This window comes from Phycisphaerales bacterium (genome assembly GCA_035627955.1).
Taxonomy (GTDB): domain Bacteria; phylum Planctomycetota; class Phycisphaerae; order Phycisphaerales; family UBA1924; genus JAEYTB01.
This window is the reverse complement of record DASPKU010000011.1, coordinates 210,716-222,992: the sequence shown is the minus strand read 5'-3', so window position 1 is coordinate 222,992 and position 12,277 is coordinate 210,716. Positions and strand designations below refer to the sequence as shown.

Below are 12,277 nucleotides of genomic sequence, written 5' to 3'. Positions count from 1 at the left end.
ACTCGCTTGCGCACTTTGCCACTCAGCCACTTTGCCACTTTGCCACTTCTCCCTACGATCCGCCCTATGCCTACCGAATCCAGATGGCTCCCCGTTTCTCAGGCTCTCAAGGCGGCGCCCGGCACGAACGTGACGGTGAAGGGCTGGGTGCGCACGCGGCGTGACAGCAAGGCCGAGGGCGGGATGTCGTTCATCGCCCTGCACGACGGGACGTGCTTCGACACGATCCAGATCGTGGCCAAGGCGGACCTCGCGAACTACGCGGCGGAGGTCGCGAAGCTGGTCACGGGGGCGTCGATCGAGTGTGACGGCGTCATCGTGACCAACCCCAAGGGGGGCGCGGAGATCGCCGCGACGGCCGTGCGGGTGGTGGGGTGGGTGGAGGACCCCGACAAGTACCCGATCCAGCCCAAGCCGCACAGCTTTGAGTACCTGCGCGAGGTGGCCCACCTGCGGGTGCGGACGAACACGTTCGGGGCGGTGGCCCGGGTGCGGCACTGCCTGAGCATGGCGGTGCACCGCTTCTTCCACGAGCGCGGGTTCTACTGGGTGCACACGCCCATCATCACGGGCAGCGACTGCGAGGGCGCGGGGCAGATGTTCCGCGTGAGCACGCTGGACGTGATGAACATGCCGCGGGTGGGAAGTGGGGGAGGGACGAGCCCGACGCGCGAGCGAGGGTCTGCTTCAGAGCCGCTCAAGGACCAGGGCGACAAGCTGCAGGCTGCCGTTGTCGGTGCGGGCGCGGCGCGTGGCGGTGACGCCCGTACCGCCGAGCAGCACGCCCAGGCCGGCGCCCTCGGCCACGCGATGGGGCACGGGACCGCCAAGAGCACGCCGCAGGAGGTTGGGATCGACTGGTCGCAGGACTTCTTCGGCAAGGAGGCGCACCTGACGGTGTCGGGGCAGCTCAACGTCGAGACGTACTGCTGCGCCCTGAGCAATGTGTACACGTTCGGGCCCACGTTCCGGGCGGAGAACAGCAACACCAGCCGGCACCTGGCCGAGTTCTGGATGATCGAGCCGGAGATGGCGTTCTGCGACCTGCAGCGCGACAGCGAGATCGCCGAGGACCTGCTCAAGTACGTCGTCCGCGCGGTGCTGACCGAGCGGGCCGACGACATGAAGTTCTTCGATGAGCGCATCGAGAAGGGCATCATCGAGCGCCTCAAGCACGTGATGGAGACGCCCTTCCGTCGCCTCAACTACACCGAGGCGATCGAGATCCTCGAGAAGGCGATCAAGGACGGCAAGAAGTTCGAGTACCCGGTGAAGTGGGGGACCGACCTCCAGAGCGAGCACGAGCGCTATCTCACCGAAGAGCATTTTAAGCAGCCCGTGATCCTCATGAACTACCCCAAGGGGATCAAGGCGTTCTACATGCGCCTCAACGACGATGGCAGGACCGTCGCGGCCATGGACGTGCTGGTGCCCAAGATCGGCGAGATCATCGGCGGCAGCCAGCGCGAGGAGCGGCTGGAGGTCCTCGATGCGCGCCTCGACGAGATGAAGCTCGACAAGAACGACTACTGGTGGTACCGCGACCTGCGCCGCTACGGCACCGTGCCGCACGCGGGCTTCGGCCTGGGCTTCGAGCGCCTGATCCTGTTCGTCACGGGGATGCAGAACATCCGGGATGTGATCCCCTTCCCAAGGGCGCCGAAGCAGGCGGAGTTCTAGGTGGCGGCTGCGGTGTCTTTGCGTGCCATGGCGACGTCTTCGTCGCTATGTGTCTTCGCCGCGGACGCGGCGCACGGCCTTAGCCGGGGGTGGCGTCCTCGACACCCCCGGTCAGCGTTGCAGCATCCGACCGCCCCAGCGGGGCGGGTGCTGCCCTCCAGCGCGGGACCAGCAAAGCGATCCCACCTGCTAGGAACAAGAAGCTAGCAACCAGCCATCCATACTGGTGCGGAAGCGTCATGCGGCGGACCACCTGAGCGTGCTGCGCATTGACCAGCCACCGCGCGATGCTGTCGGAGTCGCGACCCGGTGCTTCGAAGCCCGCCATCTTGCATGCCTCCGCAAGGCGATCTGCATCAACAGACATTGCGATGATGCCGGCTTCGGGCGGCTGACGCAGGTAGGCCGACGCGGGCGGGACCGAAGCAAACAATGCTATGACAGCAAGGAAAAGTGCGCAGGGCGCTGCGACGACGAGCAGGATGCCGATGAAATTCCGCATACCTGAGCCTACCACCAGCCGCATCTCGCTGATGCAAAAAAGGCTCCCGCCGCTCTTTCGACTCCGCGCTCAAGGCACCAGGCCGCACTCGGGGCATTGGGCGTTTGTGGCGATGCCCTTGAGGTCGTACTCGCATTGGAGGCAACGGTTCAGCCGACGCAGCTTCCGGTCGCGGAGGATGGGCCACCACCACATCAACGCCCACCCGCCGCCAGAGAGGAGGCCGAGCGCTGCGATCATCAAGTCCGGAAGTGTGGGTCCGTCACGGATGATCGCGATCCCCACGAGTACCAACGTCGCGGCGAACATCAATGTCGCGAACCACTTGACCCAGTGGTACGCCCGCTGATGGTGGGCCGTGCGGCGCATGTCCCCATGGTACAACCGCGGCGATGCAAAAGGGGCTGCCGCTCCTCTTGCGACTCCTTGCTCAAGGCACGCCGCACTGGAGTTGCTCGCACGGCAGGCCGTAGGCCTCAAAGGTACATCGAGACAAGCTCGTGAAGAGGTGGTGGTCGTTACCATGGGCCGATGCGTGGCACCAAGTACTTCTGTATTCTCTTCGGCCTTGTCCTCCTCGTCGGGTCGGTGATCCCGGTGCCGCTCCCGCTGCTATTTCAGACGCGGGCGGGGTTCGCCGCCAGTGGCCTGTTGCACACGTGGCTGCGCGACGGCGTCATCATCCCCGTTCCAGATAAGCTTGCCGCAGAGCCTGAGATGCACAGCATGTCGCCCACACGCGACCCTGCGGGGTACCTCGAGGCACGGCTGCATTGGGCCGCAGCTATTCATGCGGGGGCGCTCGCCCGGTACGTGTGGTTCGGGATGATGGCGACGGGTGCCGCATGGATCGTTGTAGGAATCCGTATCCCTGCTCGATTGCCGGGCGGTCGAGAGAGTCACCTGTCGCCCGCGTGAGGGCTGAGGCAACTGGGCGGCTGTCCCCCTTGCGAGTGCTGGTCAAGGCACCTGGGCGCACTCGGGGCAGCGCGCCTTCGCCTCGATGCCGCGACGGTCGTAGCCGCACGAGGGGCAGAGACCGGGGGCGGTCCTCGTTGTGCGAGGCCACTGCACGAGCGAGATGATCAGCGGGAGTGGCACTAGGGGAAGAATGGTCACGTAGAAGTAGCGGACGCCCGACCAGTTGTGGCCCGCGTCGCACCAGCGGAGAGGCGGGAGGTCAGTGGCGAAGCCGCGGTAGTACCAGGGCCCGCCGGGGGCGAGTGAGCCGGGCGGGCTCAGCGCCGGGTCCCAGGTCTCGATTCCGAATCGCGCCAGATACAAACCGAAGCGCCATCCGTTGCCCTCGATCATGAGCGGGGATGCGTAGCTCCACATGATGAGCAGCAGCAGCGCGAGGTGCGCGGCAAGCCAGATCTTTGCTGCTCGTGGGCGGGGACGCGGCATCGGTCGAGCATGGTACTTGAAGGAGCGCGGGGCGGATCGGTGGCGTCGTTTGCCCGAGACCCGTGCTCCTCCGCCCCTGTCGGGGCGGCTGAAGTTTGCGCCCGCTTTCCACGGGTTGCGCTCGGTCGCTATGGCGACCGTCGCTCCACCCGTGGCAACACTCCTTGGCCCCGTTCGGGGCCCACATGAACGCGGCTACCGCTCGGAACGAGCCCGGAACGCAGTGACGGGGTTGTGGGCGGCCCTGCCGGCATGATCGCAAGGAGGGCCCGCTCACTTCGTTCGGGGCTCGTTACGAACGCCGCGTGACTGTCCTGCCGCACATGGCATCGGGGCGGTTACCGAGCGGATCCTCACTGGGGCGAGATGGTAACCAGGGGCCGGAGAGGGCTGAACTCCGGCTGCCCCCGCCTACACTCCGGCCCCAACCTTTCCAACGGAGAAGAGCCTCATGCGGCGTGCGAAGATCAGCGTCATTGGTGCGGGCAATATCGGCGGCGAGTGTGCGCGGTCCATCGCGATGAAGGAGCTGGGCGACGTCGTCCTGCTGGACATCCCCAACAAGGACAAGCCCGAGCTGCACATGCCCAAGGGCAAGGCCCTGGACCTGGCGTGCTGCGGGCCGGTGGAGAGCTTTGACGCGCGGATCACCGGCACCTTTGACTACGCCGACACGGCCAACAGCGACGTGGTGGTGATCACGGCGGGCCTGCCGCGCAAGCCGGGGATGAGCCGCGACGACCTCGTGCAGGTCAACACGGGCATCGTGAAGAGCGTGGCGGAGAACGTGAAGAAGTACTCGCCCAACGCGGTGGTGATCGTGGTGAGCAACCCGCTGGACGCGATGGTGTACGTGGCGTGGAAGGTGACCGGGTTCCCGGCGCACCGCGTGATGGGGCAGGCGGGGGCGCTGGACGTCGCCCGCTACAAGACGTTCCTGGCGTGGGAGCTGGGCGTGTCGGCGGAGGACGTGCAGGGCATGCTGCTGGGCGGGCACGGCGACGACATGGTGCCGCTGCCCAACCGCACGAGCGTGAACGGCATCCCGGTGTCGGCGCTGCTAAGCCCCGAGAAGATCCAGGCGTGCGTGGAGCGGGCCAAGGTCGGCGGCGGCGAGGTCGTCAAGCTGATGGGGACCAGCGCGTGGTACGCGCCCAGCGCGGGCACGGTGGAGATGGTGGAGGCGATCGTGCGCGACAAGAAGCGCGTGATCGCGTGCGCGGCCTACTGCGGGAACGAGTTCGGCGGCGCGGGTAAGGGCTACTTCGTCGGCGTGCCGTGCGTGCTTGGGGATAAGGGCGTAGAGAAGATCATCGACTTCAAGCTCGACCCGACGGAGCAGAAGTTCATGGACGAGTCGATCAGCCACGTGAAGGACCTGGTGGGGGTGGTGCAGAAGCAGTTCCCCGAGCTGGCCTGAGAGCTGCTTGAGACCCTCGCGGGAGTTGGCCGAACCCCCTCCCGGATCGAGTTCCATCAACAGGTGATGCAGGGCCGCCCGAATCCTCGGGCGGCCCTTTTTTCTTTACGCGGCCCCCGAACAACCCCCTCCACCCGGCAAAGAATCACGGCCACGGGCTTTCCGGCCCGGTTTCTTCCATTGGAACCCGAACCTATGACGCACAAAGCCAACCTTGCTCTGCTCGTGACGCTCGCCGCGGGGACGCTGGCCACCAGCGCGATGGCGCAGTTCCTCCCGCCCAACCAGCCGACGCCGCCCGCCCCGCAGGCCCCGGCCCCAACGCCCGCGCCCGCCCCGCAGAAGGCGCCGGCGTCGACGACGGCCAAGGCGCCCGACATCAAGACCCCGCTCACGTTCAGCGATCAGGAGATCGCGGCGGTGGCGCAGATGCTGACGGGGTGCTGGAAGGCGACGATCCCGGGCTCGGGCGACGTGGTGATGGGCGCGGCCCCGGTGACGATCAAGGGGATGAGCGACTGCCTGTACTCCGAGCTCTCCCGCGCGGACGCGATGAGCCGCCCGTTCCGCCAGACGATCCTGCAGATCCACAAGGTCAACGGCAAGGTGCGGGTGAAGACGCTGGAGTTCGTGAACAAGGAGCGCACGAACCACCTCGCCGGGCTGTGGGCGGCGCCGGACGCCTTCCCGCAGACGATCAGCCCCGACGACCTCAAGATGACGATGGACGTGGAGTTGAGCAAGAACGGCGACACGTACCACGGCAGGACGGTTGAGCCGCACCCCACCAACATCGCCAACGCGGTGGAGATGACGGGCGAGCTGAAGCTCGACGGCAAGACCTTCTGGACCGCGGACCGCGGCTTCGACAAGGAGAAGAAGCAGGTCTGGGGCCCGGCGATGGACGCCGGCTACGAGTTCAGCCGCTTCGACCAGGGGCCGCAGACGATCCGCATCGAGGGCGGCGTGATCGTGGTGGACTACCCGGGCGCGCCCGCGGGCACCCCCGCGGCCCCGGGCCAGACGATCACGGTGGACTACATCGGCTACCTCGAGAACGGGAACCGCTTCGACGCGTCGTACGAGCGCGGCGTGCCGTTCGCGTTTACCAAGGGCGACCCCAAGCTGCAGGAGGGGTGGAACCGCGCGATGTACGACGCACGCAAGGGTCAGGTCCGCCGCATCGTCATCCCCGGGCCGCTCGCAGTCGAGCGCAAGGACGCCAAGGCCCCCGCGAACACGACGCTGATCTACGACGTGCGGGTGCTGGATGTGGGCGCTGCACGCCCGCCGATGCCGATGGTGCAGGGCCCGGGCGCGGTGAAGCCGGGTCTGCAGCCGGTCGACCCCGGCAGCCAGGACCCGGGCTTCCTGAAGGCGCAGGAGAACTTCCGCAGGATGCAGGAGGAGCGGCGCAAGAAGGAGGCCGAGCAGGCTAAGCCGGCGGAGAAGCCGGCCGAGAAGCCGGCCGAGCCCGCGCCGAAGAAGTAAGCTCAACCCGAGGAAGTCCCACGTCAAAGGCCCGCGCGTGCGGGCCTTTTTTGTTTTGCTGGGCGGCGGGGCGCACGCCCGCTCTTCACGGGCCGCCTGCCGCCTCTACGATTGCCGCAGATGGCCAAGGACTACTACGACATCCTGGGGGTGGGCCGCGGGGCGAGCGCTGACGAGATCAAGAGCGCGTACCGCAAGCTGGCCCGCAAGTACCACCCGGACGTGAACAAGGACGCGGAGGCGCAGAAGAGGTTCACCGAGGTGCAGCAGGCGTACGACGTCCTGAGCGACGAGCAGAAGCGGAAGCTGTACGACCAGTTCGGGGCGGCGGCGTTCGAATCGGGGGGGCCGGGCACGGCCGCGGGTCAGCAGCAGCGGACGAGGGGTGGTGGGGGCGGCGGCGGGGCGCACTACACGTGGTCGAACGTCGGCGGGCCGGGCGGCGGGCCTGGCTTCGGGTTTGACCCTGACACCGAGGACATGAGCTCGATCTTCGAGTCGATCTTCGGCGGGCGGGGCGGCAGTCCCTTTGGCGGCGGCGGTGGAGGTGGGGGGGCCGCTGGCGGCGGGCGCACGCGGTCGCGTTCGCGCGGGGGGCCGGGCGAGGAGTACGCGCGACCGGCGCCCGACGAGGTGCGGCAGGACGTGACGATCGACTTCATGACGGCCGCGAAGGGCGGGGTGCAGAAGCTGCGGGTGACCGAGGACGGCAAGAGCCGCACGATCGAGGTGTCGATCCCCTCGGGGGCGGAGGAGGGGCAGCAGCTGCGCGTGCGCGGCGGGGCTGGGGGGCGCGACCTGATCCTGCGTCTGCACATCGGGACGCATGAGCTGTTCCGGCGCGGCGAGGGCGAGCAGGCCGGCAAGGGGCTGGACCTCACGCTGGAGCTGCCGCTGACCATCGCGGAGGCGACGCTGGGGGCGACGGTGTCGGTGCCCACGCTCACCGGGCCGGTGGACCTGCAGGTGCCGCCGGGGACGGCCAGCGGCAAGAAGCTGCGGCTGCGGGGGCGTGGGATCCATGACCCGCAGGGGCGGCACGGGGACCTGTACACGGTGATCCGAATCGTGCCACCAAAGGGCGGGGACCTGACGCCGGAGCAGCGCGAGGTGCTGGCGGAGATCGCGCGGGTGACGCCGCCGGTGCGGCGGGGCGATGGCTGGCCCGCGTCGGGGTAATCGCGCAACTGACGGCGGGGCCGGACCTTGGACCGCGGCACCGCCGTTTCCGCGAATCGGTCAAGGGGACACCCCTGACACTCCGATTGACTCTCGGCCCCTTTGATGTAACAGTGGACCTGCGACCGGGATACGCAGGGGAGGTCGTCCGGGGGTCGGGGGGTTGGCTCGCGAGTCGGGCGCCGCAGCGCGGCCCCGGACCAGGAACGCCCGCCTTTGCTCAAGCAACGACACCAGCTCTTCGTCACGCTCCTGTGCCTTGTCGACGCGGTCGTCATCGCGGCGGCGTGCTATGGCGCGTGGATCGTGCGGCGGCTGGTGATCGAGGGCTCGTTCCCGCGCCGGCCGTTTGACGCGACCACGTGGTGGGACATCGCAACGCCGTGGGTGCGGGAACCGATCGCGCCGTTCGCGGTGCCGATCACGCTGTTCATGCTGTGGAACATGGGGCTGTACCGCCCGCGGCGCGACCGCGGGATGATCGCGGAGCACGGGGAGGTGTTCCGGGCGGCGCTGTTCGCGGTGATTGCGCTGATCGTGGTGACGGCGGCGCTGGGCACGGACTTCGTCGGCGGGTGGGATACCTCGGGGCGGGTCGAGTTCCTGGGCATGTCGCTGGACGCCAGCCGCGTGCAGCTGGGGCTGGTGGCGCTGCTGCTGCCGAACATGCTGGCGCTGCACCGCGTGGCGTTCCGCTGGGGGCTGCGGGCGATCCGTCGCAGGGGCTGGAACCTGCGGCACGTGGCGGTCATCGGCGTCGGGCGGCTTGGGCGGATCGTGTGCCGCACGCTGGACCGCAACTCGTGGACGGGTATTCACGTGGCGTACTTCCTGAGCCACCAGGATCACCACCACGGCGTGCAGACGTGCGTGGGGCGGCCGGTGGTGGGGGGGCTGGCGAGGCTCGAGGAGGTCTTCGACAAGCGCAAGCCCGACGCGGTGTACCTGGCGATTCCCACGTCGCGCTCGGCGATCGTGCCGAGCCTGCTGAAGCGGCTGGAGCGGTACGCGGTGGATGTGCGCATCGTGCCTGACGTGCACCCGCGGTACATGCCGCAGAACATGCAGGTGGGCGTGCTCGAGGGCATGCCCATCCTGAGCGTGCGCGAGAGCCCGCTCAACGGGATGGGCGGGGCGGTGAAGCGCGGGCTTGACCTCGCGGGCTCCTTCGCGGCCATCGTGCTGTTCGCGCCGCTGATGCTGCTGATCGCCGCCATCGTGCGGGCGACCAGCCCCGGGCCGGTGATCTTCCAGCAGCGGCGGGTGAGCCTGGGCGGCGAGACGTTCAATATCTTCAAGTTCCGCACGATGTACCACGCGGAGGACGAGAGCTCGCCCACGTGGACGCGCCGGGATGATCCGCGGGTGACGCCCGTGGGCCGGTGGCTGCGGAAAACGAGCCTGGACGAGCTGCCGCAGCTGTTCAACGTGCTGCTGGGGGACATGAGCCTTGTGGGGCCGCGGCCCGAGAGGCCGGAGCTGATCGCGCGGTTCAGAGACGACTGGCGGGGCTACATGCTGCGGCAGCACGTGAAGGCCGGGATCACGGGGTGGGCGCAGGTGAACGGGCTGCGGGGCGACACGTCGCTGCGGAAGCGGCTGCAGCACGACCTGTTCTACATCCGGCACTGGTCGCTGGGGTTTGACCTCAAGATCCTGTGGCTGACGGTGTTCCGGGGGTTTGTGCACCGGAACGCGCACTGAGCGGACCCGCCAAGGGCAATAGGACCTATAGGACTCATAGGACCTATAGGAATGTACGGTAAGATCGCGTATGAGCATTGCTGCGCAATCGGAGAAGGGTGGTGCACGTTCCCAGTTCGACCGCGAGCTGGAAGAGCGGCTGGTCCGCTACTGCCGCGTTGACACGCAGAGCGACGAGAAGTCCTCGACTTCGCCCAGTACGGAGCGGCAGTTCGGGCTGCTGCGGATGCTCGTCGATGAGCTAAAGGCGATGGGAGCGCAGGAGGTCACGCTCACCGACTACGGCGTTGTGCTGGCGACGATCCCCGCGACGGTTAAGACGACGGCCCCGACGGTCGCGTTCCTCGCGCACGTGGACACGGCGCCCGCGTACAACGCGACCGGCGTGAAGCCCATGGTGCACCGTGCCTACGCGGGCGGTGACATCAAGCTGCCCGACGACGCCGCGCAGGTGCTGTCGCCGAAGCAGTTCCCGTACCTCGCGTCGAAGGTGGGCGACGACATCATCACCGCGAGCGGCACGACGCTGCTGGGCGCGGACGACAAAGCGGGCGTGGCCATCATCATGACGATGGCGAACCACCTGCTGCGGAACCCGTCGATCCCGCACGGCACGATCCGCGTGGCGTTCACGCCCGATGAGGAGATCGGGCGCGGCGTCGACAAGCGGCTGCCGGCTGACCTCAGGGCGAAGTTCGCCTACACGCTCGATGGGGCGGAGGCGGGCGAGGTGGTGTTCGAGACGTTCTCGGCGGACAAGGCCGTGGTGCACATCGAGGGGGTCTCGATCCACCCCGGCAGCGCCAAGGACAAGCTGGTGAACGCGCTGCACCTCGCGGCGAAGATCATCGACACGCTGCCGCAGGTGACGCGCACGCCCGAGACCACCAGCGGGCGCGAGGGGTTCATCCACTTGTACCAGATGAGCGGCACGGCGGCCGCGGCGGACCTGAGCTTCATCCTGAGGGACTTTGAGCGCGATGGGCTGGCGGCGCACGGGGCGCTGGTGCAGCAGGTGTGCGCGGCGGTGCAGGCGACCGAGCCGCGGGCGAAGATCACCTGCACGATCACGGCGCAGTACCGCAACATGCGGTATTGGCTGGAGAACGACATGCGGCCGGTGGAGCTGGCCAATGCGGCGTGCCGCGAGATGGGGCTGACGCCCCTGGCCACGCCGATCCGCGGCGGCACGGACGGCTCGCGCCTCACCGAGATGGGCGTGCCCACGCCGAATCTCTTCACCGGAATGCAGAACATCCACGGCCCGCTGGAGTGGATCAGCGTGCAGGACATGGCGCTGTCGACCCAGATGTGCCTGAGGCTGGTGCAGCTATGGGGGGCGGAGACCGAAGTCAGGACTTGAGGCGTGCGATCGTGGCCGTGGTGCTGCGGCCCTCGACCAGGGGGATCAGCGCCACGCGCCCGCCCGCGCGTTCGACGATGTCGGCCCCGACCACCCGGTCCTTGGTGTAGTCGGCGCCCTTGACCAGCACGTCGGGCTTGAGGGCCCTGATCAGCTCGATGGGGGTGTCGTCGGAGAACAGCACGACCGCGCCCACCGATTGGAGGGCCCCCAGCACGCGGGCGCGGTCCTCCTGGTTGTTCACGGGTCGGGTCGGGCCCTTGAGCCGGCAGACGGAGGAGTCGTCGTTGAGGCCGACGATGAGGAAGTCGCCCTCGGCCGCGGCCTTCTCGAGTAGTGCGACGTGCCCGCTGTGCAGGACATCGAAGCAGCCGTTGGTGAAGACGACCTTCTGTCCCTGCTTGCGGCGGGCGGCGACCTCGAGTTTCGCCTGATCGAGCGTGCGGAGCTTGCCCTCGACGTGGCTGTATTGCATGAGCAGCGAGTGGTGCACGCGCTCAAAGGGGATCGGCTGCACGCCGAAGACTTCGACCTCCAGCCCAGCCGCGGCGTTGGCGAAGCGGACCGAGCCGTCCCAGTCGATGCCGTTGGCCCGGGCCGCGGCGAGGCCGGCGAGGAACATATCGCCCGCGCCGGTGACGTCGTACACCTGGCGGGCGATGGTGGGGATGGCAACAGGTGTGCCGCCGGCCCGCTGATCGCCGGAGCGACCGTCGGCCTCGAGCAGCAGCGCTCCGTGCCGGTCGAGTGTGAGGACGACCGCGTCGAGTTCAAGGTCGGCCAGCAGGCGGCGGGCGAGCGCGGCGTTGTGCTCGGGTGAGCCGCCGTCGTCACAGCGGATGCCGGTGGCGACCTCGGCCTCGGTGCGGTTGGGGGTAATGGCGGTGGCGCCCTTGTACTTGCGGTAATCGACGCCGCGGGCAGGGTCGACGAATACCGGGACGCCCACGCTGCGGCAGCGCGTGATGATGTGCTGGCACAGCGCGTGCGTGCACACGCCCTTGTTGTAGTCCTCGATGCACACCGCGTCGGGCTTGGGCGTGCGGGCGAGGGCTGCGTCGAAGGCGTCGGTCATCTGGCGCACCACGCCCGCCGAGAGGTCCTCCCGCGACTCGTAATCCACGCGGAACATCTTCTGCGGGTGGCGGGCCTGGGCGAGACCGACGAGGTTCTGCTTGAGCGTGGTGGGGCGGGAGGCATCGCGCACGAGCGTGTCGGCGGAGACGCCGTGCTGCTCGAGAGACTCGCGCAGGACACGCCCCGCGGCGTCGTCCCCGATGACGCCGAAGGCCTGCACGCGCCCGCCGAGCGCGGCGAGGTCCATGCAGACGTTCGCGGAGCCGCCTGGCTGGCTTTCTGTGCGGCGGACGTGGAGGATGGGCACGGGCGCATCGGCGCTCAGGCGCTCGGCATCGCCGAACACCTGCTGGTCGAGCATGAAGTCACCGACGACCAGGGCCGTGAACGAACGCCATTGGGCGAGCTGTGCGAGCAGGGCTTCCATGCGGAGCTAAGGGTAACCGCACGAGGC

At 68.3% G+C, this 12,277-nt stretch carries 11 protein-coding genes; 7 read left to right on the top strand and 4 right to left on the bottom strand.

The window, feature by feature from the left end; genetic code table 11:
* Positions 1-66 precede the first annotated feature (66 nt).
* Positions 67-1,680 carry an asparagine--tRNA ligase gene (gene asnS, locus VD997_09720; GenBank protein HYE62263.1) on the top strand — a complete coding sequence of 538 codons (1,614 nt, stop codon included), beginning with the start codon at positions 67-69 and terminating at the stop codon, positions 1,678-1,680.
* A 79-nt stretch (positions 1,681-1,759) separates the two neighbouring features.
* Here asnS and VD997_09715 read toward each other — a convergent pair whose 3' ends face one another.
* Together VD997_09715 and VD997_09710 are read right to left on the bottom strand one after the other, a co-directional pair.
* The gene (locus VD997_09715) at positions 1,760-2,182 is read right to left on the bottom strand and encodes a hypothetical protein (protein HYE62262.1); all 423 of its coding nucleotides are present in this window, start codon (positions 2,180-2,182) and stop codon (positions 1,760-1,762) included.
* 69 nt (positions 2,183-2,251) lie between these two features.
* Positions 2,252-2,551, bottom strand: coding sequence for a hypothetical protein (locus VD997_09710; protein ID HYE62261.1), 300 nt, complete (start codon positions 2,549-2,551; stop codon positions 2,252-2,254).
* A 162-nt stretch (positions 2,552-2,713) separates the two neighbouring features.
* On the opposite strand from VD997_09710, the gene VD997_09705 reads away from it, so the two are divergent.
* Entirely contained in the window at positions 2,714-3,100 is a 387-nt protein-coding gene (locus VD997_09705) for a hypothetical protein (GenBank protein HYE62260.1), read from the top strand.
* A 42-nt stretch (positions 3,101-3,142) separates the two neighbouring features.
* Here the strand turns inward: VD997_09705 and VD997_09700 are convergent, their stop codons facing one another.
* Positions 3,143-3,589, bottom strand: coding sequence for a hypothetical protein (locus VD997_09700; protein HYE62259.1), 447 nt, complete (start codon positions 3,587-3,589; stop codon positions 3,143-3,145).
* Between the two features lie 451 nt (positions 3,590-4,040).
* Here VD997_09700 and mdh point away from each other — a divergent pair, with 451 nt between their 5' ends.
* The 5 genes from mdh (at position 4,041) to pepT (ending at position 10,746) form a co-directional block, all read left to right on the top strand.
* Positions 4,041-5,009: a malate dehydrogenase gene (gene mdh / locus VD997_09695; protein HYE62258.1), complete on the top strand. Its 969-nt coding sequence runs from the start codon at positions 4,041-4,043 to the stop codon at positions 5,007-5,009.
* A gap of 195 nt (positions 5,010-5,204) precedes the next feature.
* Entirely contained in the window at positions 5,205-6,500 is a 1,296-nt protein-coding gene (locus VD997_09690; protein ID HYE62257.1) for a CpcT/CpeT family chromophore lyase, read from the top strand.
* Between the two features lie 120 nt (positions 6,501-6,620).
* Positions 6,621-7,679 carry a DnaJ C-terminal domain-containing protein gene (locus VD997_09685; protein ID HYE62256.1) on the top strand — a complete coding sequence of 353 codons (1,059 nt, stop codon included), beginning with the start codon at positions 6,621-6,623 and terminating at the stop codon, positions 7,677-7,679.
* 216 nt (positions 7,680-7,895) lie between these two features.
* Positions 7,896-9,383: an undecaprenyl-phosphate glucose phosphotransferase gene (locus VD997_09680; protein HYE62255.1), complete on the top strand. Its 1,488-nt coding sequence runs from the start codon at positions 7,896-7,898 to the stop codon at positions 9,381-9,383.
* 70 nt (positions 9,384-9,453) lie between these two features.
* Positions 9,454-10,746: a peptidase T gene (pepT, locus tag VD997_09675; GenBank protein ID HYE62254.1), complete on the top strand. Its 1,293-nt coding sequence runs from the start codon at positions 9,454-9,456 to the stop codon at positions 10,744-10,746.
* On the opposite strand, the gene rfaE2 is transcribed toward pepT, so the two are convergent.
* Positions 10,736-12,250, bottom strand: a complete 1,515-nt coding sequence (gene rfaE2, locus VD997_09670) for a D-glycero-beta-D-manno-heptose 1-phosphate adenylyltransferase (GenBank protein ID HYE62253.1) — start codon at positions 12,248-12,250, stop codon at positions 10,736-10,738. The two genes, pepT and rfaE2, sit on opposite strands and share 11 nt — an antisense overlap.
* Positions 12,251-12,277: the final 27 nt, after the last annotated feature.